This window comes from Winogradskyella sp. 4-2091, assembly GCF_045765065.1.
Taxonomy (GTDB): domain Bacteria; phylum Bacteroidota; class Bacteroidia; order Flavobacteriales; family Flavobacteriaceae; genus Winogradskyella.
In genome coordinates, this window is sequence record NZ_JBJKOD010000006.1 from 1 (window position 1) to 25,714 (window position 25,714).

19 protein-coding genes are annotated in these 25,714 nt (G+C 33.4%); 11 read left to right on the forward strand and 8 right to left on the reverse strand.

Annotated elements, in window-relative coordinates; all coding sequences use genetic code 11:
• Positions 1-69 precede the first annotated feature (69 nt).
• Entirely contained in the window at positions 70-579 is a 510-nt protein-coding gene (locus ACJBCC_RS09280; protein WP_299102488.1) for a hypothetical protein, read from the reverse strand.
• 148 nt (positions 580-727) lie between these two features.
• Here ACJBCC_RS09280 and ACJBCC_RS09285 point away from each other — a divergent pair, with 148 nt between their 5' ends.
• Both ACJBCC_RS09285 and ACJBCC_RS09290 read left to right on the forward strand, forming a co-directional pair.
• Complete coding sequence (locus ACJBCC_RS09285; RefSeq protein ID WP_299102490.1) at positions 728-1,276, forward strand: hypothetical protein; 549 nt, start codon at positions 728-730, stop codon at positions 1,274-1,276.
• A gap of 68 nt (positions 1,277-1,344) precedes the next feature.
• A complete protein-coding gene (locus tag ACJBCC_RS09290; protein WP_407557023.1) occupies positions 1,345-1,764 on the forward strand; it encodes a DUF2007 domain-containing protein in 420 nt (139 codons plus the stop codon).
• Here the strand turns inward: ACJBCC_RS09290 and ACJBCC_RS09295 are convergent.
• Complete coding sequence (locus tag ACJBCC_RS09295; RefSeq protein WP_299102494.1) at positions 1,751-3,247, reverse strand: PLP-dependent aminotransferase family protein; 1,497 nt, start codon at positions 3,245-3,247, stop codon at positions 1,751-1,753. The two genes, ACJBCC_RS09290 and ACJBCC_RS09295, sit on opposite strands and share 14 nt — an antisense overlap.
• A gap of 97 nt (positions 3,248-3,344) precedes the next feature.
• Between ACJBCC_RS09295 and ACJBCC_RS09300 the strand changes: the two genes are divergently transcribed.
• The 7 genes from ACJBCC_RS09300 to ACJBCC_RS09330 all read left to right on the forward strand — a co-directional run bounded on the left by ACJBCC_RS09300 (position 3,345) and on the right by ACJBCC_RS09330 (position 10,959).
• Positions 3,345-5,180: a TonB-dependent receptor plug domain-containing protein gene (locus ACJBCC_RS09300; protein ID WP_407557024.1), complete on the forward strand. Its 1,836-nt coding sequence runs from the start codon at positions 3,345-3,347 to the stop codon at positions 5,178-5,180.
• Positions 5,181-5,731: 551 nt separating this feature from the next.
• Complete coding sequence (locus ACJBCC_RS09305) at positions 5,732-6,040, forward strand: GIY-YIG nuclease family protein (RefSeq protein ID WP_299102499.1); 309 nt, start codon at positions 5,732-5,734, stop codon at positions 6,038-6,040.
• 830 nt (positions 6,041-6,870) lie between these two features.
• Positions 6,871-7,494 carry a hypothetical protein gene (locus tag ACJBCC_RS09310; protein WP_407557025.1) on the forward strand — a complete coding sequence of 208 codons (624 nt, stop codon included), beginning with the start codon at positions 6,871-6,873 and terminating at the stop codon, positions 7,492-7,494.
• A 27-nt stretch (positions 7,495-7,521) separates the two neighbouring features.
• Entirely contained in the window at positions 7,522-8,946 is a 1,425-nt protein-coding gene (locus tag ACJBCC_RS09315) for a flotillin family protein (protein ID WP_407557026.1), read from the forward strand.
• 67 nt (positions 8,947-9,013) lie between these two features.
• Positions 9,014-9,487 carry a hypothetical protein gene (locus tag ACJBCC_RS09320; protein WP_407557027.1) on the forward strand — a complete coding sequence of 158 codons (474 nt, stop codon included), beginning with the start codon at positions 9,014-9,016 and terminating at the stop codon, positions 9,485-9,487.
• 67 nt (positions 9,488-9,554) lie between these two features.
• A complete protein-coding gene (locus ACJBCC_RS09325; RefSeq protein ID WP_407557028.1) occupies positions 9,555-10,415 on the forward strand; it encodes a cupin-like domain-containing protein in 861 nt (286 codons plus the stop codon).
• Positions 10,416-10,476: 61 nt separating this feature from the next.
• Positions 10,477-10,959, forward strand: coding sequence for a DUF6646 family protein (locus tag ACJBCC_RS09330; protein ID WP_407557029.1), 483 nt, complete (start codon positions 10,477-10,479; stop codon positions 10,957-10,959).
• A 55-nt stretch (positions 10,960-11,014) separates the two neighbouring features.
• On the opposite strand, the gene ACJBCC_RS09335 is transcribed toward ACJBCC_RS09330, so the two are convergent.
• Positions 11,015-11,488, reverse strand: coding sequence for a regulatory protein RecX (locus tag ACJBCC_RS09335; protein ID WP_407557030.1), 474 nt, complete (start codon positions 11,486-11,488; stop codon positions 11,015-11,017).
• A 214-nt stretch (positions 11,489-11,702) separates the two neighbouring features.
• Between ACJBCC_RS09335 and ACJBCC_RS09340 the strand changes: the two genes are divergently transcribed.
• A complete protein-coding gene (locus ACJBCC_RS09340; RefSeq protein ID WP_407557031.1) occupies positions 11,703-16,706 on the forward strand; it encodes a choice-of-anchor D domain-containing protein in 5,004 nt (1,667 codons plus the stop codon).
• A gap of 241 nt (positions 16,707-16,947) precedes the next feature.
• Here ACJBCC_RS09340 and ACJBCC_RS09345 read toward each other — a convergent pair whose 3' ends face one another.
• The 5 genes from ACJBCC_RS09345 to gdhA form a co-directional block, all read right to left on the reverse strand.
• Positions 16,948-17,415: a hypothetical protein gene (locus tag ACJBCC_RS09345; protein WP_299102512.1), complete on the reverse strand. Its 468-nt coding sequence runs from the start codon at positions 17,413-17,415 to the stop codon at positions 16,948-16,950.
• A 109-nt stretch (positions 17,416-17,524) separates the two neighbouring features.
• Entirely contained in the window at positions 17,525-19,945 is a 2,421-nt protein-coding gene (locus ACJBCC_RS09350; RefSeq protein WP_407557032.1) for a TonB-dependent receptor plug domain-containing protein, read from the reverse strand.
• Between the two features lie 27 nt (positions 19,946-19,972).
• Positions 19,973-20,692, reverse strand: coding sequence for a DNA repair protein RecO (gene recO, locus ACJBCC_RS09355; protein ID WP_299102515.1), 720 nt, complete (start codon positions 20,690-20,692; stop codon positions 19,973-19,975).
• A gap of 3 nt (positions 20,693-20,695) precedes the next feature.
• The gene (locus ACJBCC_RS09360) at positions 20,696-23,083 is read right to left on the reverse strand and encodes an ABC transporter substrate-binding protein (protein ID WP_407557033.1); all 2,388 of its coding nucleotides are present in this window, start codon (positions 23,081-23,083) and stop codon (positions 20,696-20,698) included.
• 123 nt (positions 23,084-23,206) lie between these two features.
• Positions 23,207-24,550, reverse strand: coding sequence for an NADP-specific glutamate dehydrogenase (gene gdhA / locus ACJBCC_RS09365; RefSeq protein ID WP_407557034.1), 1,344 nt, complete (start codon positions 24,548-24,550; stop codon positions 23,207-23,209).
• A 314-nt stretch (positions 24,551-24,864) separates the two neighbouring features.
• On the opposite strand from gdhA, the gene ACJBCC_RS09370 reads away from it, so the two are divergent.
• A complete protein-coding gene (locus ACJBCC_RS09370; protein ID WP_299102518.1) occupies positions 24,865-25,668 on the forward strand; it encodes a THC0290_0291 family protein in 804 nt (267 codons plus the stop codon).
• Positions 25,669-25,714: the final 46 nt, after the last annotated feature.

Consider the following 25,714-nt stretch of genomic DNA (forward strand, 5'->3'; position numbering starts at 1 on the left):
ATAATACTATACCAACAACATAATAATATACCGTTATTAGCTTTTTTAAAATATTCATTGTTTTCATAATTATATAGTTAAGTCATTTTCTTCCTTTATAATCTTAGTATCTCTAAGCACTGTACTCACTAGCATTAAAAATAATCCCATTGCAATTATTAATAAATAGACTAATGTTTTTTCACTTAAACCAAGTATAACTTTCTTTTTAAAAAACATATTGCTCATCTCATCAATAACCCACAAAGCTACTGAAGAAAGCACCATAAGTTTTCCCGAAGAGAACATTTCCATTATAAGTTCGGCGTTATGAAAATCATTATTCAATAACAATTTTGTTGCCTTTCTTAATTTCCAAAGCGCAGCAACAAAAACAGCATAAATTACAAGCTTAAAAAAGATATAACGATAAAGCATGCCTTCAGTTTTATATGTTAATACATCTTCACTGAAAAGCACAAAATTTTGTTCAATACCTAAAAGCGTCGTTGATAAAACAAAAATCCCTAAACCTATACTTGCTAGAATAAGAATAATAATGACATTTAGTATTACATAAAGTATTTTCGTGGAACTCATAATTATCGTTTTACGATAACAAATATATAAAAATTATCGATAAACAATAATATTTATCAAAAAAACACTTTTCAAACCTGTCAGGTTAGATAATGAAACAAGTTCAGTGCTAAGTAAACCTACTAGGTCTTTTCATATATTTGAATCTATGAAACCTAACACCATAATTTCAGAAAGTCCGCGACCAATTTGGCAAATTCCCATAGCTGCATTATTCTTTTCTATAGCCACACTAATCATACTTTTTGCATTATACAACATAGAATTTAATGAGAAGGGATTTATAAAATTTATATATGGCATTGAACCAAGTATTTATTTAGTATCCATTGGCATTGCATTTACCTTAACAAAAAGCATTCATATAGATATTAAAAATTCAAGATTTAGACCTACTTATAATATAGGTCCTATAAAATTTGGGTCTTGGCAAACCATTAAAAACTATCAATATGTTTCGGTTTTTCATCAACCAACAATTGGTGGCGATTATATTTTTGAAGTCAACCTTTGGTACGATACCAATAAACATTTTGAACTCTACGAAGAACACGATTACCAAGAAGCCTTTCTCATCGGTTTTGACCTTTCAGAACAATTAAACATTGATTTATTAGATGCCACAGAACCCAATAATTTTAAATGGGTTGATAAAGAGGCCTGGAAAATTAAAATGAATTCTGGAACAACTGAATAACCTGAACATAGACCTGACAGGTTTTTGAAACCTGTTAGGTCTAAACAACATTACATTATCTTTACCAAATGCAAAACATCTTTGTAACCATAGCAAAATTCCCTTATTCTACGGAAGCCCAAATTGCCAAAGGACGCTTAGAAGCAGATGGCATAGACGTTTTTCTTAGAGATAATTTAACCATAGACACAGATCCTTTGGTGAGCCAAGCTATTGGTGGTGTAAAACTAAAAGTACTGGCTAAAGACGAAGAAAAAGCGAGAGCTATTCTACAATCCATTAAAGCCTATTCCGTAGATGACGATGGTAATCCTATTGTTTGCCCAAATTGTAAAGGCGAACATATTGAAATGTACACCACCATCACTAATTTAAAATCTTTAATGTCTTTTCTTATTGGTTTTATTACTGGCACTTTACCTTTTAGCACACGTTACAAGTATAAATGTGAAGATTGCAATACTGAATTCCCAATTAAAGCGCTATAACATTAGTATACGCATTTTTCAATTTCTGAATCACAATTTCGAGTTCTTCTTCGTTTAAATGACCAAAACCAAAACGAATAGCACAGGTATTTTTATCTTGATATAAAATGGTTTTCGGCAGAAATAAATCTAATTTTTCAGCTTCTTCAGCCAATTTAACTAATGATATGGTTTCGATAAATTGTAACCAAATAGCTAATCCACCTGACGGTTGTTCCCAAGTGATAATAGCTTCAAAATGCAGCTTTAAAAAACGACATAAGCTATCGAGACGCTGTTTGTAAGTAACAATATTCTTTTTCTTTAAACGGTATATTTCGCCTTCAGAAATTAATTCGGCTAGCATTTGTTCTTGTATTAAATCACCTTGCTTATCTAATAATTGCAGATAGTTTTTAGCTTCTGAAATTAAATTTTCTGGTGCCACCACAAAACCTGTATGAAAACTTGGAAATAACGACTGTCCTAATTTGCCTAAATAAATAACCATACCATTAACATCTGCACTTGCCATTGGTAACATGGCAGAACCTGTAAATTGAAAATCGTAATCGTAATCATCTTCTATAATGGCAAAACCATAATTTTTAGCCAGTTGCAATAATTCTAATCGACGATTAGCACTTAAAGTTACTGTGGTTGGGTAATCTCTATTGGCGCAGATGTACAGACATCGAATACTTCCAGCTAAAAAGTGGCTTTTTATATATTCAACATTTAGACCTTCTTCATCTACAGGAATGGTTCTTATAGTTGCACCTGCTTGCTGAAAAATCATATTTGCCGCATAATTACTCAACTGCCCAACTAAGACTAAATCGTTTTGTTTAATTATCAATTGAGATACAATGTATAAGCTCATTTCTGTGCTTCGCGTGTTCAATAAATTGTTGGGTTTTATATGAAATCCACGTGTTGCGTTCAGGAAATTACAAAGTTGCTTACTAAAAACCGAAGGGATTAGCGCACTCGTTCTATTCCACTTAATGATAAGCGGTTTCCGTTTCATGGCTGCACTGTACCATCTTGAAAATTGATGCACAGGATGTAATCTTAAATCGGGTTTACCATCACTAATGGTATATTTTGCAACAGTTTCTTCTGTTGTTGATGCTAAATGAAACGATTGCTGAAACGGGAAACCAGCCACTTTTGGATATGCATAAGCTTGATGAATATGCTGCGTTGCTGCTTTAATTTTGGTGTCTGAGGCATCTGGTATTAATACAAACGTGCCTTTATTGGCTACAATTTCCACCCAACCTTGTGATGCCAATTCATCATAAATAGCTACTGCAGTATTTCTGTGAATATTTAATAACTCACTCAACACACGTGTACCTGGTAATTTAGTTCCTTTTTCTAAATAACCACGCTGTATCGCATTTATGACTTGCTGCGCCACTTGAATGTAAACAGGTTGAACCAAAGTCTTATTAAACGTGACAAGTTGCTTTAAAATATCGTTAACCGGACTATTCATTGTTTTAAAACTGGACTAGTTTAATCGTCCGGAAAGTTACGACTTTTGCAACATAAAATTAAACCAAGCAATAACCTGTATTGCAAAACTTATAGAGATGAAAAAATCAATCTTACTTTTTATCGTTTTAGCTTTTAGTGTCTTTCAATCGAGCGCACAAAACGAACAACCAGAAATTAAAACGGATTCTTTAAGTGAAGTTATAGTGACGTCTACACGAATAGATTTACCCTTTAAAGAAAATTCTAGAACCATAAACATTATTACAGCAACTGATATTAAAAATAGTTCTGCGACCAACATGGCAGATTTATTACAGCAAGTTGCTGGTGTAGATATTAGAAGACGTGGCACAGGCGGAAGTCAGGCCGATTTATTTATTAGAGGTGGTGGTTTTGACCAAACACTTCTATTAATTGATGGTATAAAAATGGACGATGCTCAAACTGGTCATCACACCATGAATGCCGCTTTACCTCTAGAAGTTATTGAGCGTATTGAAATTATAAAAGGGCCTGCAGCTCGAGTTTTTGGACAAAATGCTTTTACTGGTGCTATTAATATTGTGACTAAATCTAACGTAAACAACGCTGTTTCTGCAAATGTTGAAGCTGGTTCTTTTGGTCAGCTTAACGGTTCTGTAACCGTTGGATCAAAATTAGAAAACTCAACACATATTTTTCATGCTGGGAAAATGACGTCTGATGGTTATCGAAATAATACAGATTATGAAAATTCGAATTATTTCTTAAAGAGTGTTTTCAACAAAAAAGCACAACCTATTGAAATGATTGCCACATTTTTTGAAAAGAATTTTGGTGCTGAAAATTTCTATACACCATCGAGTTGGGGTTTTAATGAATATGAAGAAACACAAAACAGTTTAATTGCTTTTACAACAACTTTTAAATCTGAACGACTAAAAATTCAACCACGTGTGTATTGGAAACGTAATCAAGACATGTTCTTATTACAACGTGATGACCCTAATTTTTTTAGAAATTTTCATATTTCGAATAAAATTGGTGCTGAAGCCAATGCGTCCTATAAATCTGAATTAGGCGAAACTGGTTTTGGTGTCGACCTTTCTAAAACCTATTTAAAAAGTAACAATTTAGGGCAACGTAATCGTTTTATGGCAACGGTTTTCTTAGAACATAGATTTGAACTTGCCGATAACCGATTAGACATTACACCTGGTGTTGCTATGACGTATTTTTCGGATTTTAAATTTAATGCCTTTCCTGGATTAGATATTGGTTTTGATATTACTAACAACTTAAAAGCTTACGGAAATGTTGGTTATACCTACAGAATACCAACCTACACAGATTTGTATTACAACGGTGGCGGAAGTATTGGGAATCCGGATTTAGAACCAGAAGATGCCTTAGCTCAAGAACTAGGACTAAAATATATAACGCCAAAATTCTCAGTAACCTTGGCCGCTTTTAACAGAGATGCTAAAAACCTTATTGATTATGTAAGACAAAATACTACTGAAGAATCCTTTACAGCAACCAATATTGCCGAAGTCAACACAAAAGGGTTTGAGTTTGATGCGTCTTATAATTTTAAGTTGAATAACATCAGCCAAACTTTAGCTATTGGTTATAGCTTTTTAGAAGATGATATTTTAGACCAAAACCCAGAATTATCGCGTTACTCCTTAAACACGCTAAAACATCATTTTACAACACGATTAAGCACAAAATTATTTAAAAATATAAGTCAGAATATCGTTTACAAATACGCGGAACGTACCATAGGACAAACTTACAACGTTTGGGATGCTTCTATTGTAATGGCATTAAAACAAGTGGAATTATCAATTACAGCAAGTAATATTTTTGATGCTGATTATATTGAATCTGGGTTTACACCAATGCCACCAAGTAATGTGTTGTTTGGTATGCGTTACAAATTTAAATAATTGTGGATTCCTGCCTTCGCAGGAATGACAAACAGAGTAAACATAATTATTCTTGTAAAAATCCTGCTAAGTCTTTTTTTGATTTTGCAGGATTTTTTTATACATACAAGGTTTTTGAAACCTTTCAGGACAGCTATTAAACTAATTAGTCACGAATGCGTTTGAATAAACTAGAAGTCTATGAGTAAAACAGGAATATCATTCTTAAAAACAAAAAGTTATTGGCATTCTTGAAATTTATGTCATTCCTGCGCAGGCAGGAATCCACAATAAAGCAACCTAGTTTAAAACAATTCCTATAATTCTAACAACGAGTAATTATAGAAAGTAATATCACATACAATAATTATGATAATGAGTGGATTCCTGCCTGCGCAGGAATGACAAAGGGCTTATGTTTGAAAATGCGGCTATTTACAGAAAAAAACCTACTGAATTTCTCAACTTAAAAACAATTCATATCTTTATTAAAATCAAAAATTCTTTTACCTCTAAAAAAGAGACAAACCCTCAGTTTAAAAAAAGTTCATCCACAATGCATCAATAAAATCATGCATAGAAACGTACATCAATATTACCTCTACATACTATCCAACAAGTATAATGGAACTTTGTATATTGGTGTTACCAATGATTTAGAGCGCAGAATGTTTGAACACAAGAACAAGTTAATCGAAGGTTTCACTAAAAAATACAGTCTAAATAGATTAATATATTTTGAAACCTATCAGTATGTTAATGATGCTATTAAGAGAGAAAAGAATATGAAAAAATGGAAACGTCAATGGAAGATAAATCTTATTGAAGAAGAGAATCCTATCTGGAAAGATTTATCTAAAGACTGGACTTGTTTTCAATAGTTGAATAGGTTTTAATCATTTAGGATATACATTTTCATTCCAATTTGTCATTCCTGCGAAGGCAGGAATCCACAATAACTGAACACATCTTCAATATTTCCTATAATTTCTATAATTTTCAACTACGCAAAGAGTAAAACTAGACTAACAAAAAGGACATTAGTAGATTCCTGCCTGCGCAGGAATGACAAAGAGCGGTAACAAAATTTTTATCCTAATTATACCGCATAATCTTTTTATTTTTATAATCCTTAATCGAACAATCTCACTCTTACAAGTAAACAAGTTACTGTCATTCCTGCGAAGGCAGGAATCCACAACAATAGAACACAGCTCCAACATTTCCTATAATTCCTATAATATTCAATTACGCAAAGAGTAAAACTAGACTAACAAAAAGGTCGTTGTAGATTCCTGCCTGCGCAGGAATAACAAAAAGCAGGAATGACAAAGAGCAGGAATGACAAACAGAGGGTTTTAGTAACTATAGACTAATGTCTTCTAAATAACCACAAATCAATCAAATAAAATATTTTTCAATAAAACTGTAACAAAATTCTTTCGTCTGCTACTCATATCTTGAAAGTGGTTAAGATTTTAATCTTTTATGAAGCTTCAAAAGCATTAAAACAACCACACTACAAATAACCATCATATAAATTTTACATTCCTAATTTTGGATAAATACTTATCCAATCCAAGATTTAGAAATAACCAGGACATTATATGTCTTATTTGGTGGCCATTTTGTGTCTAATTTACTTTCAAATTAATAAGCCTAAAACCTTATTAGGTTGTATATTTATTAACTCAAATAAAACCCTAGAATTATGGCAGACTGGTTTTCAAATTTAGAATTACTTTCCAAAATATATTGGTTAACGGCTATCCTTGGTTCTCTTGTGTTTTCTGTAGTTATGATTATGGCATTTACAGGAGGCGATGCTGATGATATTGATGGCGATATAGAAGCCGGATTTCAGTTTATTTCCTTTAAAAACCTTGTTGGCTTCTTTACCATTTTTGGTTGGAGTGGCATTGCGTGTATTGATGCTGGCCTTTCTACACCATTAACTATTATAGTTTCCACAGTTTGTGGTTTATTAATGATGGTCATAATGGCAACACTCTTCTACTTTATCAGTAAACTAACTGATAGTGGTACTTTAAATTATAAAAATGCTATTGATGCGGTTGGCGAAGTCTATTTAACTATTGGCGAAGACCGTTCTAGAATGGGAAAAGTAAATGTTAGCGTACAAGGTACAATGAGAGAATTAGATGCACTAACAGATTCGTTAACACCATTAAAAACCGGAACCATTATAAAAGTCGTTGATGTAACCTCAAACGGTATTTTAATTGTGGACCAAACCCGAAAACCTATTGAAGCTTCTAAAGTACAACCTGACCCTTTATTGAGTAACGACACTCAAAAGAAAATATCTAACTAAAAAAACAAACCTTCAAATTTAAAAACTATGACATTACTAACCATTCAAGAAAATTTTAATGTGGACAGCTTAGGCGTTCCTATGCTCGCCATTTTTGTGGTCTTATTTATTGTACTGACCTTAATTATTTTAATCAAACGCTACAAACGTTGTCCTTCGGATAGAATCTTAGTAGTCTATGGTAAAGTTGGTGGCGGACAGTCGGCTAAGTGTATTCATGGTGGTGCAGCCTTTATTATTCCTGTAATTCAAGATTATGAATTTTTAGATTTAACGCCAATTTCTATTGAGGTGAATTTGGTTAATGCGTTATCTAAACAAAACATTCGTGTTAATGTACCTTCACGTTTTACAATTGGTGTGTCTACAGAACCTGGAGTAATGCAAAATGCTGCAGAACGTTTATTAGGTTTAGGCGCACAAGATGTACAAGAATTAGCGAAAGAAATTATTTTCGGTCAGTTACGTTTGGTAGTTGCTTCTATGGATATTGAAGAAATTAACAACGATCGCGATAAGTTTTTAACTAACATTTCGCAGTCGGTTGAAACGGAATTGAAGAAAGTAGGTTTAAAATTAATCAACGTAAACATTACAGATATTGTTGACGAGTCTGGTTATATTGAAGCCCTTGGTAAAGAAGCTGCTGCACACGCTATTAACGCAGCGCGTAAATCGGTTGCAGAGAAAACTAGAGATGGTTCTATTGGTGAAGCTAATGCTGTACAAGATGAAAGAACACAAGTTGCTGCTGCCAATGCACAAGCTGTAGAAGGCGAAAACACAGCAAAAATTGCAGTTGCCAATTCAGATTCTTTACGTCGTCAGCGTGAAGCCGAAGCAGAACGTGTGGCTATTGCGTCTGAGAAAGTACAAGCTGCAAAAGCCTTAGAAGAGTCTTATGCTGCAGAGCAAGAAGCAGAAACCGCAAGAGCAGAACGTGAGCGTTCATCTCAAATGGCAGATATTATTGTACCTGCTGAAATTGATAAACAAAAGGCTGAAATTGATGCAGAAGCAGAAGCTGAGCGTATTAGACGTAAAGCAAAAGGTGAAGCTGATGCCATATTATTTAAAGCACAAGCCGAAGCACAAGGTCAGTTTGAAATCTTAACCAAGCAAGCCGCTGGTATGGAGCAAATTGTAAAAGCGGCTGGTAACAATAGTAGAGATGCTGTATTATTATTAATTGCAGACAAATTACCAGAATTAGTACAAGCACAAGCCGAAGCGATTAAGAATATTAAAATTGATAAAGTGACCGTTTGGGATGGTGGTTCTAGCAATGAAGATGGCAAATCTTCTACGGCTAATTTCTTATCTGGTATGTACAAATCTGTACCACCTTTACAAGACATGTTTAATATGGCTGGTATGGATTTACCAGAGTATTTAAAAGGTAAAGACAAAAAAGAGATTGAAGCCGAAGATGCTAAAATTGAAAAGTCTTAAGACTTACTAAATATCAAAAAAGTCCATTTTTAATAGAATGGACTTTTTTTAACCTTAAATGTCAACTATGGATATATTTAAATTCAAACGAAAAAATTTACTTTGGCAGCTTGTTTTGGGCGTTTTTGCAGTAATCGTTGGCCTCTTTATTATTTTTGATGATATTAAAGGCTTAGTGCCACTTTTTATAGGTGTCTATTTATTAATTCAAGATGGTGTTGAAATAAATTTTGAACAAAAAACCTACAGACGTATTAAATCCTTATTCGGGATAAGTATAGGAAAATGGCAACCGCTTCCGGAAATAGATTATGTTTCTGTTTTTAAAACCACAGAAACCACTACCGTTTGGGCTGCGAGTGCAAGTGCAAATGTATCTAGTGCTATTGTTAAAGTAAATTTGTTTTATAATACCAATCAGAAAATTGAAATTTATGATACAAAAGATGTGGAAGACGCATTCGCAAAAGCTAAACAAATCGCTTCAATTTTAGATATTGATGTTTTAGATGCTACAACACGAGATACAACTTGGTTGTAATTTAACAACTTTTAAAAGTTAGTCTTCAAAGCTTTTTTTAATTTTGAAGCCTAAATTCTATAAATTTTTGAAACTCAATCTTACAGCAATTCCTCGTGTTAAAACAATTACGAAGGAAGATTTTCTTACTCAATATTTTAAACCACAGAAACCTGTGGTCATAGAAGATGCTATCTTAGATTGGCCTGCGTATTCTAAATGGAATTTAGAGTACGTAAAAGAATTAGCTGGCGACATTACAGTGCCGCTTTATGATGATAGACCTGTAGATTATAAAGATGGCTTTAACCAGGCGCATGCTCAAATGAAAATGAGCGACTACATTGATCTCTTGCAACGCGAACCTACAAAATATCGCATCTTCCTATGGAATATTTTAAAAGAAGTACCACAGCTTCAGCAAGATTTTAAGTTTCCAGATTTTGGACTTCGGTTAATGAAAAAATTACCAATGCTATTTTTTGGTGGCACAGATTCGCACACCTTTATGCATTATGATATTGACTTGGCTAACATTTTTCATTTTCATTTTGAAGGCAAAAAGCAATGTATTCTATTTGACCAAAAACAGACCAAATACCTTTATAAAGTCCCTCATTCTTTAATTACTAGAGAAGATATAGATTTTAATAATCCCGATCTTAATAAATGGCCAGCCTTAAAAAAAGCAAAAGGTTGGGATTGCGAACTCAATCATGGTGATGTGCTCTACATGCCAGAAGGTTATTGGCATTACATGCGTTATGTAACACCAGGATTCTCTATGAGCTTACGTGCTATTGCTAGAAACCCTAAGAATTTAGGTAAAGCATTTTATAATATTTTAATAATGCGGAATTTTGACAATGTAATGCGACGCCTAAAAGGGCAAAAATGGATAGACCATAAAAACAATAAAGCAATTGCAAATACTAAGCTATTCGGTTAATTTTCTGACCTATTTAAAATTCTATTTGTATCTTTGTCGCTATTATTTAAAAATAAAAAACATGAAAAATATTTTACTTTTTATCACTATACTGACCTTTAGTTTTGGTAATTCTCAAGCCTTTATTGGTGAAGGTGACCAAAAATTTCAAGTAGGTGCAAATATTCAAGATTATGCTACAGGTATTAATTTAAGTTACGATTATGGCTTAGGTGAAAACATCTCAGTAGGTGTATCTTCTTCTTATGCATTAGGTGGTTCAAGCTTTATCTCAAAATTAGATTTTGGTGATCGTTTTGATTTAAAAGCGCGTTTTAACGCCAACTTAGGAAATGTTATTAATGTTGATGAAAATCTTGATGTTTACCCAGGTTTAAACCTTAGCCTTAAAAACTTTGGTGGTCATGTTGGTGCGCGTTATTTCTTTTCTGAAGGTTTTGGTGTTTATGGCGAAGCTAACTTTCCTTTAGCTAAATACGATACAGATTCTATTGATATACATAACCAATTTACATTAAATATTGGTGCTGTTTTTAATATGTAACCTATTATAAATTCTTATAATTTAGAAAGCCTTTTCATTAACTTGAAAAGGCTTTTTATTTGAGATATTCATTTAGTTTCTCGTAGATTAAATGCGATTCCCAACCTCGATACAGCAAGTAATCTGCAACTTTTTTCTTCTTTTTAAACACATTGTTTTCTTTAACTTGTGCTATACGTTTTTGAGTTAATTCATCTAAGGTTTGGTAATAATCATCTAAGTCAATTTCTTTAAGGGCATTATCAATGCTATATTTAGAAATTTCTCGCTGTTTTAATTCTCTAACCAATCGGTTTTTTCCCCATTTTTTAATTCTAAATTTCCCACGGACAAAGGCCTGAGCAAAGCGTTCTTCGTTTAAAAAATTATGTTCAATTAAATGCACCAAGATAACGTCTATTGCCTCTGGTATCATACGCATATCTTTCAGCTTTGTTCTAACCTCTTTGTGGCAACGTTCTTGGTAGGCACAATAACTTTCTAACTTTCGTTTGGCTTCTGTTACAGTATAAGTTTTGGTAGAATTCATTGTGCCAAAAATACGATAGATTTTTGTTTGAAGACATCTTAAATTTCTTACGATTAAAACCTGAGTTTTACACTACATCGACATATCGTGTCTTTTATAGATAAATTCTATCTAAACTAAATGATTTGTTAATAAATACGTAACTTACAAGTTGCTGTCTTACAAGCATTTTAAATTAATTTTGTAAGCTATTAATCCTTTTTAATTATCCCTTATGATTAAAAACTACGTTTTACCACTTATTTTTATATGTTTTGCTGTTAGCCTAGGTTATGGGCAAACAACTATTGCCATTCAAGATTTTGAAACTGTACCAGCTACACCTACAATGACTTATACAGGTGGAAACAACGCTACAGGCACTGGTCCTTACCCTGCAGGCCAAGATAATTTTGTCAGTGGAACTCAAGGTAGAAAAGTCACGAATAGTGCAACTACAATTTTATTTGGAAATGTAAATTCATCTTCATTTACAAATGTTGACTTCTCAATTAAATTAGCTTCTTTTGGAGGAACAAGTGGAAATGGTGCAGATAGTTCTGATTTTGTAATCGTTGAAGTTAGTGACGATGGAGGAACTAATTGGACTCAACAAGCCGAAGTTAATGGTAATAATAATGCTTTATGGCATTTTGGCCAAGGTTCTACCGAATCAAATGTCTACAATGCTAGTGGTTATTTAACTTCTGTTTCAGGAGGAGATGGTGCATCAGGAATAAATGAAATTATAATTACAGATTTACCTAGTGTTGCAAACCTAAGAATTAGAATACGTTTTGAGAATAATTCGGGAAACGAGACTTGGATAATAGATGATGCAGAGATCACAGGAATACCTGCCGCACCTTGTACTTCACCAACAGCTCAACCAACCAGTTTAGTTTTAAATAACATTACGAGTTCTTCTATTGATGGCTCATTTACAGCTTCAGCAGCAGATAGCTACTTAATTGTAGCAAGTACATCTGCTACTTTAGGTGCAACTCCTGTAGATGGCACATCTTACGCTGTAGGTGCTACTTTAGGTAGCGGAACCGTTGTGCAAAGCGGTACATCTACAACATTTACTGCCTCTGGTTTAGTACAAAATACCCAATATTACTTTTTTGTTTTTGCGTATAATGGTGCAGGTTGTTCTGGTGGTCCATTATATTATACACCAAGTCCTTTGACAGGAGACGACACTACTTTGACGGGTCCTTGTGCAAGTGAATCCTTTGTGAATAGTGGTAACAGTAGTGCATACAGTACGGAGTCATGGACAGGAGATAATAGTGTGGATTGGACAGCGACTGATGCAAGATCTGATCAAGATTTGGCTGGCGACGAAGCAATAACATTAAGAGATGGATCATTAACCAATGATAATTCAATAGCAGGAGGTTGTGGTGTAATTACCTTTGATTATGCTCGCGTATTTTCTGGAAACTCAACATTACAGGTATTCGTTAATGGAACGCAATATGGTGGGAATATAGCAGTTACGGCTACAGGTAGTTCCACATTTTCAGCCACTGTAAATGTTCCTGGTAATATTGATGTAGAATTAAGAAATAGTGGTGGAAATAGAACCGCAATTTCAAATTTAAGTTGGACGTGTTATTCTGGTGGTGCAAATCCAGAATTACAACTTGTAGATGATACATCAACTAATCAAAATTGTGGCTACACTATTGATTTTGGTAGTCAATCATTATCTTCAAACACAGACTTAACATTTGATATTGAAAATTTTGGAGGTGCTGATTTAGATATCTCTTCTTTTGGTATCACAGGAGATTACACTATTGTTTCGCCTGCAACGCCTTTTACTATTGCTGCAAGTGGTTCTCAAACGGTAACTGTAAGATTTACACCTACTGCGAATGGCACAAGAACAGGTGTGCTTACTATAAATAATAACGACTTAGACGAAGGTACGTGTACAGTTAATTTAACTGGTATCGGTTTTACACCTACTCCAGAAATAGACATTGAGCGTAATACTGGTGGTTCAATTGCTAATGGAGCTGCTGCAAGTACTGGTCGTAATACTATTTTTGCTTCAACTGTTATGGGTAACTCCACAGCACCTAAAACATACCATGTTAGCAATGAAGGTACTGGCGACCTTAGTTTAGTAAGTATCGTTTCATCTAATCCTGCAGAATTTACAATTTCTCTTAATCCAGGTGCAACAACAATCACTGCTGGTACTGAGGTAGATTTTGAAATTATTTTCTCTCCTACAGGAGTTGGAACTAGAACAGGCGTTATCACTATTAGAAGTGATGATGCAGATGAAGATCCATATACGTTCAACGTTCAAGGTAATGGTGAATGTGCTGCTGGTACACTTACTTTTTTACCAGATAATGGACCTGTTGGCACAATTGTAAACGTAACATCTAGTGCTAATAATTTTGGCGGTTCAACAACAGTTACTGTAAACGGTATTGCTGCTATAGCTACAGTCATTTCTACTTCTGAAATAGAAGTAACTATTCCTTCTGGTGCAACAACCGGAAACTTAGAAATTAATGATGATTTAGGTTGTTTAAGTTCTGCACTATTTACAGTTATTGATCAACTTATATCTACTTGTGAAGGAAATACAGGTACACCACCTTTAGACTTATTTATTAGTGAAATTACAGATCATGGAAGTGGTTCTCATTCCTACGTAGAAATCTTTAACGGAACAGGAGTCGCAGTTAATTTAGCGAATTATGAAATAAGAATTCATAATAATGGAACTGGTACTGCCACTAACACTATTCCTTTAACTGGTACGTTGCTTAACAATGATGTATTTGTACTTGCTTTTGGAAGTACAGACGCTACAAATCCTTATGCAACACATGGCTATGATCTTTCTGATAACGCAAGTGGTGTTAATGAAGACGACAATATTCGTTTGTATTATACACCAACTAACACTTGGATAGATTTATGGGGAGACACAGCAGGAAATGTATTTACAGTTGCTAGTAAAGATTATGTTTATAGACGTAAGAATTCTGGTATAACTGCACCAAGTACAACTTGGGATGCAACAGATTGGGATAGTTTTACACCTGTTGATTATAGTGATATTGGAAATTATGACTTTTCTACAGGAGTTCCTCCAACGGTAACAGTTCAACCTGTTGCACCAACTTTTACCTGTGTATTATCTGCTAGCTTAACGATTTCTGGTACAGAAGGTCACACAGGTCCAGTGCCTGCAGATACTCAAAATTTAGCTTACCAATGGTTTTATAATGTGCCAGGCACATCAACATGGACTGAGATATTACCTGCGGACACCAATTATACAGGACAACAGTCTGCAACACTTAATATACCTAACACTACTGGCTTAGATGGTTACCAATATTACTGTCAATTAAGAGAAGACACAGCCACTTGTTTTGAAGCCACTAATGCTGTAAAACTCGATGTACGTGCTTCGGTTTGGGATGGAACCAATTGGTCTGCACCACCAGCCTTAGATAGATATGCTATAATTGATGGTGACTATGACACTTCTGAAATTACCAATGGCGAGACAAGTTTTGAAGCTTGTAATTGTACTATTACTGATACGAATGAGTTAATTATTGAGAATAATGATTATGTACGTGTTGACAACAATTTAATTGTAGATGGTACTATGGTGATAAGACCTTACGGATCATTTGTGCAAGTTAATGATATTGGAACCGTTTCAGGTAATGTATTGTTAGACAGAACAAGAGTTAAAGTCGAAAAACGCACAGGATTGGTCGCTTCCCATAGAGAATACACCTATTGGAGTTCTCCTGTTTCTGGTGAAGCCATTAGTGATGGTTTAGCTGAAGCTGATGGTAACCAGGTATATTCGTTCTCTGGTCAAAACTATTTAGATGCCACAATGGAAGCCAACAATGACAATGCCACAATTGCAGGACAGGATGATATAGATGATAATGGTAACGATTGGCAATTTGCTACTGGTGGCACTATAATGGCTCCTGGTGTTGGTTATGCAGCAACGCAGAATAGTTTTGCACTTTTCCCAACACAGATTGGTTATGTGTTTGAAGGTCCTTTTAATAATGGTGTATATAATGTCCCTATTTATAGAAATGATTCTGAAACGGCAGATAACAACTGGAACTTTATAGGTAACCCTTATCCTTCTGCTATAGATGCTGATCTTTTCTTAGCTGCAAATGCAAATATTGATCAAACTGCAGGTCCATTAAATGGTGCTATTTTCTTCTGGTCTCATAATACAGCAGCAGATGCAGATACTAATGGTAACCAAGCTCAAAATTACGCACAGAGTGATTATGCTATCATAAATGGTTCTGGTGAAATAATGGGTGGTGATGGTATTACACCAAATAGATATATACCTTCTGGTCAAGGCTTTTTTGTATCAATGGATGATGGAGTTGCTTCTGCAGTGGTTAGTGGTAGTGTAAGAACAACAGATGTTGTATTTAATAATAGTATGCGTGTAACTGGTAGTAACGATCAGTTTTTTAGATCAACAACTAATAGCAACAATAAACTATGGTTAAACTTAACTTCTGATAATGGTGTATTAAACCAAGTGCTAATAGCATACGTTAATGGAGCAACAGATGCTAACGATGGTATGTATTATGATGCTAAGCGCAATTTATCTACTAATGCACATTCTATGATTTATACCATGTTAGAAGATACTAACGAAGATAAATTTGCAATACAAGGTAAAAATCCAAACGGATTAGATATAAACGAAACGATTCCTTTAGGTTTCTATACAACTATTGACGTTGCGACTTTATATACACTTTCTATCCATCAGTTTGAAGGCGCTTTTATGACTGACAACACAGTATATGTAAAAGATAACAGCCTTAACTTGTATCATGATCTTTCTGCAAATGACTATACATTCACATCTGAAACTGGCGAGTTCAATGAACGTTTTGAGATTGTGTTTACCACAAATGCGCTTTCTATTGATGATGCTGTGCTTGATGCTAATACAATTTCAATTGTAGAGTTAGCTAACGATAATGTAGAATTTAGAACAAACTCTAAACAGGTAATCATTACCAATGTAGAAATATTAGATGTTTTAGGAAGACGTATTTACAACTTAAAAGGGAATAGTTCTACTGAAGTTTATAACCTCAACCAATTAAGCCAAGCTGCGTATATTGCTAAAGTCACTTTATCCAACGGTCAAGTAATAAGTAAAAAGGCGATAAAGAAATAATAGAATGAAATTCATTGTACATAGTCAATGAATCAATTACAAAAAAAGCTTTCTTGATGACTATATCAAGAAAGTTTTTTGCTTTTTGTAACTTTTAAAATTTAGCTTACGGTTTGGTATATGGAAAGTTGCGTTTTTATCAGCGATGATTTTCCGAAGGAAAATCGGAAGTTGGTAAAAAAGCAACGCCTTTTATTTAAGCACTAATCTAGCGATTTTTTATATACGGTGTTGTAAACAGTTATTTTTTCCAATATGTCTGTCCATCAACTTCATTCACGCTTATAATTCGTTCAGCATAATATATGTCAATGTCTTTTTTTATAATATCTAATTCTAATTCCACTTTTTTATTCCGTTTGAGTAAGTCGTTATGATTAAAATCTTTTACTTTTTTGTATTCAGATTCCGAAAGGTAAACAACCAAAGTCGAGTCAGTTCCAATTCGAAGGTTTATGTAAGGTGAAGTGAATAATCCATTATCTTTTAACCTTAAGAAAAAGTCATTTAATTCTTTGTCTTGTTTTCTAGAGTTAGGATTTTTATTTATACTGTCAAATATTTTTTCAAATTTTTCGATTTGTTCAGGTTCTGCTCCATAAAAACTTCCCCAACTTATTAGTTTAAATGATAAATCCGCTTTTGTTGTTTCTTTTTGTTCACACGAAATAATGGTCAAAATTAGAATTATGGTCAAAAGTCTTCTCATATTGTTTTCGGTTTTAATTTGCAATCAAATCTATTTCTTATTTTGAAGTAATAAAATGATGAATGAGTAAACAAGTCTTTTCGTTGAGTAAATACGCTCTCTTCAGTGTTTACAACAACGTATATTTTAAAGCTAAAATAAAATTTCTACCTGCTGCTGTAATTCCAGAAGAATAAGGTCTGTAGCGTTGGTCTGTGATGTTTTCTAAACTAGCCGTTAAGGTCCAATTGTCGTTATACTTATATTGGGTTCTTAAATTAAGTGTGTACCAAGATGGCACATACGGATTTCCATTACTATCCTTAGCATATATATAATCCTTCTCTGTTTCTGATGGTGCTAACTGACTATTAGTAAACTTACTATTGTACACCAGAAATCCATCAATTAATAGTTTATTCTTTTTAAACTTTAAATGTGTTTTTCCAAAATTTGGCGCCACGTGTCTTGTAGGTTCTTCCACGCCTTCATTATCTTCAGTGCCACCTATAATGTTGTATTGCGTACGCAACTGTAAATGCTTAGAAAAATTAACATCCATAGCCACTTCAAACCCATAAATCCAGGCTTTCGATGCGTTTTGCATGGCTTGTACTGTACTCAACTCGCCATTGTACATAATTTCTGTTTCGCCATTTAGCTCATAATCTCTTCGGATTAAGGCATTGTCTAAAAATGTATAATACGTCGCTAAATCTATAACGACTTTATCGTCAAAATTTAGTTTTAGGCCTAGTTCTCCACTGTAGGCATATTCGGCTTTTAAATCTTTATTAGGTACAACCACAGCACCAGGTTCTGAATCGAACACCTTACCAATATCATCTATATTTGGTGCTCTAAATGCCGTAGAAGCATTTAATTTCCATTGAATCATATCACTAGGTGACCAAGTAAAACCAGCAGTACCAGTTAAGGCACCAGTATTCACTTTAGCCTCGTTAAATGGTAAGTTTAAAAATTCATTATTCGCTGTAAAATCTGATTCAGAAATCACTTGATTATATCGTAAACCAGACTGAAAAATAAATTTACTATTGGGTTTATACTTTAAACTTGTATAAGCAGCAAAAGATTGCCATGTAGAACCATCTGGATAACGCGTTACTGCAGCAACACTGTTTTGGGTTTCTATATTTTGTTCTTCGCCAACTGAACCTACTAAATTATAGAGGTACTCAGCACCATAAAACAATGAAATCTTAGAATTAAAACGTTTTTCAAAATCTACATTAAGCGAAATAGCATCTACATTTTCTTCGTTAACATTCCGTAGAACCGATTGAAAATCGCGATCTCTTCTACTCTCTTTAAAATTTTGATACGCTAGAGTAGTTTGTATTTTATTATAAAAACTAGAGCTACTACTCAGTTTGGTTAACTGAAAATTTCCCATAAACCATTGTTGCGGACCATAACTCCATTCTGCAGAACGCAAGGTGTCGTCTCTATAACGCAACAACCTATCGTACCTTGAGTAATCTGAAGTAGAGGAATAATATAATCCTAAATCAAAATCGAGATTATCTGAAGGCTCATAACGCACCTTTTGCATTAAATTAATCTGATTGTAACCTGTTGGATTTTGAATTTTAGGATTAGGATTTTCTACAACCACATCTTCGCCGTTTTGTTGTTCTACGTATTCTAATCGCAGGTAATCGTCTGGTCCATGACTTCCCATACGTAAATCCTCAAAATCTGTATAACTGATACTCGTTAAAAAAGCCCATTTATTATACCCCAAATTAAAATCTACATGGCCTGTTTTTTCATGACTAGCACTAGCAAAGCGCGTCATTGCATTAGCACTAAAATACATCTTGTCTTTGTAAGATAATTGCGGCTTTTTGGTATAAAAACTCATAACACCACCAATAGCATCACTACCATAAACTACTGAGCCTGCACCTAAAGTTACTTCTGTATTATGAATAGCAAGAGGATCTATGGATATAACATTTTGAAGATTACCTCCTCTAAAAATGGCATTATTCATACGCACACCATCTACAGTAATTAATAACCTGTTGGTAGAGAACCCTCTAATCATAGGACTTCCGCCACCTAGTTGGCTTTTTTGCACGTAAATATTACCTGTATTCTCTAATAGATCTGCACTGGTTTGCGGATTGGAAAAAACAATATCATTAGCACTTAAACTAACTATGGTTTGGGGAATTTCGCGTTTATTTTGTTCAAACTTAGATGCCGAAATAACTATTTGCTTTAACCCTTCTACCTTTGGAATTAAATAAATAGTATCATTAAATTGCGCTATTTGTAACTTGGTTAATGCTAATTTTTGATATAAAAAGTCTTTAAAAATAATAGTTTCATTATTCTTAAAACGGTCTAATGGCGCTTGTCCGTTAATATCTGTAACTAAGGTTTTTGTTTTACTATTATTATATAACGATACACCCAAAATTGGTGTTTTAGTATCTGCTTCTAGAACCGTTACGGTTTGTCCATAACTGAATTGCAGCACTAAAAATATAATAATACTAAATAGATAATTATTTTTCACTTTTAATTAATCGTTATTGACAAAAACTTAATGAAATACGTCGTTTAGGACTTGTAATGATTTTGGTTTTCTAAAGCTGCCCAAATGTAATTCAAAATAATACAATAGCATATTCAAAAACTCTTGTCTTTGCGTAGCATTGATTTTTATAGTATTTAAACCATCAAAATTTGTGCCCAATAGCTGTTTTAGCAATGTTAAATTTGCACCAGAAACCGAGTAAATTCCGTTGTTTTGTGCTTCAAATATTCCAGATTCTAAATTGAAAAAAGGATAATTATTTTTTAAGTTTTCGGGTTGAAAACCAAGATAACGCGTTAGTTTTAAAAGGAATAAAAGATGAAAATTAGAAAACTCATCTTCGTTATCTAAATATTGAAGCGCAGCTACTATAAATTGATATAAATCGTCATTTTTCTCTTCTTCTTTTAAAACATTTGAAAGAATTTCGGCTAGAAATAAAACGATAGAGCTTTTATAAATATTAGTATGAAGCGTTTTATATATATAATTAAACTTTACTTCTCTTATAAAATGAAGGGTTTGGTTGGGCTTATAAGATTCTTCTATTTGAAGCTGTGACAATGCTTGATAATAAACCGTTTTAGATAATCCTTTTTTAGATTTTAAAACGCCTTTTAGCAAATAGCTAACGACACCTCTTTGTTGCGTATAACATTTAACAATAAGGTCATACTCTCTATATTTTAATTTGGAAAGTACAATACTATTATTTTTTGAAAGCATGGCTTATCTAACTATTAGGACTTTAAGAACTTTGGTTTCAAACGAATCTAAATCTGAAATTAATATTAAATAAACACCTGTTCTTACTACTGAATTGCCCATGTTTTTACCATTCCAAATCGCAGTTCCGCCATCAATGGCAAAATTATAACTGTTGTTAGACGACCTTAAGTTAATATTAGATTGTGCTTCTGCTACAAGGTTACCTTCAATATCAGTGATTTTAATATTTACATTATCTGTAAGTCCATTAACTTTTATGCCTTTGTTAATATCGGTAAGGTCATTTAAGCCAAGAATATTGTATTCTGGTCTTACAGGATTAGGATAAACATATGCATCTTCTAAAGTTTCTTGCACTTTGGTTCCTCCAGATTTAAAACCTAATAAACCCTTGTTTGTGGCTATATAAACAATACCATTATTAGAGTCTAATGCCACATCATTAATAGTGTTTGAAGGCAAAGGCGAATTATCTGTTGTAAAATGATAAATGGTGCTCTGACCATCTGAAGTAAAATAAAAAACACCAGAATCTGCTGTACTAATCCATTTGTTATTAGACCCATCTACTTCAATATCTGTAATTATTTGCCCTTCTAGTAATTCTTTAGCAATGCCATCTTCTAATATAATTACTTGACTAAGTGTTGGGTTAGGATCGTCATAAAAACCAGATATATTATAAAGTACTCTTAAACCCTTTGTTGTGCCAACCCAAAGTTGATTATTGTTGTCTATGGCTAGACTTATAAATCTTGTAAAAGGTTGTACATTTTGCTCTGCCGAATTAATATTACGTAACGGATTATTAGTAATACTCTCATTGTAAGCTAATAAACCATTGTCATAAGAACCAATCCATTTGGTGCCATTATTGTCTATTTCAATTTCAAAAAAACCATCCTCATCGTCAAAACCATCTTCAATTAAGCTTGTAAAACTGTAGCTCTGCCAATTACCAGTTGCAGGATTGTATGATTTTAATGGACTATCTATTCTACTAGACACAGACCAAAGCAAACCATTACTATCAAATTTAGTGTCTGTTATTCTCACACTAATTGCCGTTGGATTAGTTGGAGCAAAGAGCGATTCTAATCCACTATTATTTTCATCATATAAATCCGTAAGTTCATAGTTGTTAAACTCTAATAAACCTGTGTGCATAGCACTAACAAATACTTGGCTTAAATTGAATGGGTTTACTGTAATTTCAGATAAGTTTTTTGCACCTAAGAGACTATCGTACGGAATGCTTTCCCACTCTTCGTTTCTAAAATAACTTAAACCTCTACTTCTTAGAGGAAAAGAATTAAGACTAGACGAGTAATCGCCATAGGTTGCCCAAACTGCTGCTGATTCAGAATTCAACCTGAAAACATTGTTATACAACGGACCATTAGGTTTAATTTCTGTATATAAACCAGTAGTATTAATACTTGCTTTAAGTACTCCAAAATCAGTTGTGCCTATAAACACGTCTTCTTCTACAATTGTGGTAGATGTAAAACTTGTACTAAATTCTGAATTAGGCTGAAACGTATTTACTACTTGTAAGTTAGTATTGTAAATTACGCTACTATTGGTCATTGAAAAAATTAAATTAGAAGCTGTAACCTCTGTATCTAATGGTAATAATGGCAACGTAAATAATGTATTTATAGAAGCACCATCAATTTCATACAATACGCGGTTAGATCTTACCGAATAGATTTTATTATTTAATGTACTCATAGAATAATAGTTACCTGCAATCACTGTTTGCCACTGTTGGTAATCTATTAAATTAGGATTACTGAGATCTGCTTTTTTAATACCGTTTTCATCTAAACAGGCCACATATATTTCGTTATTAGCAATAGATACTTGTTTAACAGAAACCTGAGCGCCTCCATTACCTAAGAAATAGGTGTCGCCAAATTCTAAGCCATCCAAATCATATATTGACACACCATAATCGGTAGAAATATAAATTAAACCATCAAGTTCGTAAAAATGATTAATTCGTTTATTGGCAGGTGTAATATTTTGCTTATCTAAAATATCTACAATAGTTAAAACCGGATCCTCGTCTTCTGAATATAATTCTATTAAACCAGAATCATAACCTATAAGTAAGGTTTGATAAGCTTCACTATAATATATGGTTGTTATAGTTTCTCCTGAAAGACCATCTATAGTAGTAATGGTCTTAATTTCGTTGGTTAAGGTATTATATTCAAATACCGCATTTTCTCCTGCCGCAAAAATTCTGTCTTCGCCTTTTACAACATCAATTATACTGTTGTAAGAGAAATGACCTTCCCATAATGCCGCAAAATCTTGACTATAACAAGACATTGAAAACCCAAATAGAAGTATAAAAGTTTTTAAAATGGTAAAACGCATTCGAAATTAAATTTGGTCAAAGATATTTAATAGTAACGGAAATAAGATGTATATCATATATTATGTCATAAAAAAAGCTTCCATGAAAATCACAGAAGCTTAATTATTTACGGTTTATTTTATTTAAACAATACCTTGTGCCAACATAGCATCTGCTACTTTAACGAAGCCTGCAATATTTGCGCCTTTAATGTAATCAATAGAACCATCATCGTTTTTTCCATATTCTACACAAGAATCATGAATATCTTCCATAATGTCTTTTAATCTAGAATCTACTTCTTCTCTGGACCAACTAAGACGTAATGAATTTTGGCTCATTTCTAATCCAGAAGTTGCTACACCACCAGCATTTGATGCTTTTCCTGGGGCAAACAATATTTTTGCTTTTTGAAATTCGTGCACTGCTTCTGGAGTAGATGGCATGTTTGCGCCTTCTGATACACATTGACAACCATTCTCTATTAATAGCTTTGCTTCTTCTCCATTTAACTCATTTTGAGTTGCACATGGTAAAGCAATATCACATTTTACAGACCATGGTCGCTCTCCTGCGGTATATTCTGCATTAGGATATTTATCTAAGTACTCACTGATTCTACCACGTTTTTCATTTTTCAAATACATTACGTGTTCAAGCTTTTCAGTATCTATTCCATCTTTATCATGAATAAATCCTCCAGAATCTGATAAGGTTAATACTTTAGCGCCTAATTCTATTGCTTTTTCTGCCGCGAATTGTGCCACGTTACCAGAACCAGAGATCACTACTGTTTTTCCTTCAAATGAATCGCCATTTCTTTGTAGCATATTTTGAGCAAAATATACGTTTCCGTATCCTGTTGCTTCTGGTCTAATTAAAGATCCTCCCCAAGACGCACCTTTACCAGTTAATACACCTGTAAAAGAATTTTTTAATTTCTTGTACATTCCAAACATAAAACCAATCTCTCTTGCTCCTACACCAATATCACCAGCTGGTACATCAGTATTATGACCAATATGTCTAAACAACTCAGACATAAATGCATGGCAAAAACGCATAATTTCATTATCTGATTTTCCTTTTGGATCAAAATCAGATCCACCTTTTCCTCCACCCATTGGTAAGGTTGTTAGTGAATTTTTAAAAACCTGCTCAAATGCCAAAAACTTTAAAATACTAGCATTCACGGTAGGATGAAAACGCAAACCACCTTTGTAAGGACCAATAGCAGAATTCATTTGAATTCTATAGCCTCTATTTACTTGTATTTCTCCAGAATCATCTACCCAACTCACTCTAAATGAAATAAGGCGTTCTGGTTCAACCATTCTCAAAAGAATATTTTTTCCACTATATATATCATGCTCAACAATGTAAGGAATTACAGTTTCTGCAACTTCTCTTACGGCTTGTAAAAACTCTGGCTCGTGACCATTACGTTTTTCTACTAAATCTAAAAAAGCTTCAATCTTTTGTTTCATACTTATGATTTGTTACATTTAATGTTTAAATTGTTGACTTATACTAACAATTACAAAATAATGGAATTATATAATAATCAATATATTAAAGATTAATTATTCTATTTCTATATTTTGCATGCAAATATACATTATCTATAAAAATAAGTGTGTATTTTTTTATTATTCTCAATTTGTTTTTCAAAATTCATTTATAATATTTTCAACTTAAAATAATATTTTATGCATTTTATCCGTTTTATTTGGTAGTTCGTCGATATTTTATATATTTGCGACGTAAGCATTTCAATTTTTTGATTTACATAATACTAAACATGAAAAAATTAATCATCCCTTTTGCATTCCTTTTAACAATGCAATTAAGTTACTCACAATTAGGCTTCTCTCATGAGATTGGCATTATTGCAGGACCAGTGATTTACCAATCTGATTTTGGAGTACGTTCTGATTTTGAAACGAACGTTGGTAATTCTGGTATTGGATTGGGTCTAATACATTACATTAATTTTGCTTACCGAGCAGATTGTAACTGTTACACAACTGATAAATACTTTAATGACCATTTTAAATTACGTAGCGAATTATCTTGGAACAAAACAAATCTTACGCATTTTGGTGAATGGGTAGATCCTGATAAAGACTCCGAAAATGCAGATCGTTTAAGAGGTCATAGTGGACAGGCACAAAACTGGGATATTGGTATGCAATTAGAATTTTTTCCAAGAAGCATTAGAGCGTTCTCAGCAGGTATCTATAAGTTTGCTCCTTTTGCTAGCTTAGGTGCACATTATGTATCTTATCGTCCTGAAACTTATACTGATTATGTTAGTTCTGATCCATTAAATCCTAATGATGTAGGAAATCCTAATGATCCTAATAACTTTTATTCCCCTTGGGAAGCTGGTTCTGTTGATGACATGAGCGGTTCTACTTGGTCTATAGTAAGTAGTGTTGGTACACGATATAAACTTTCTGTACTATCTGATTTTATGATTGATCTTAGATTTCAATACTTTTTTAGTGATTGGACAGATGGTTTAAACCACCAATTAGAGTCTAACAAAGCTAACGATTGGATGGTTTGGCTTAACTTTGGTTACATTTATTACTTAGATTAAAAATCAAATTATATCATACAAAAAAGACCAAATCTTCTGACTTGGT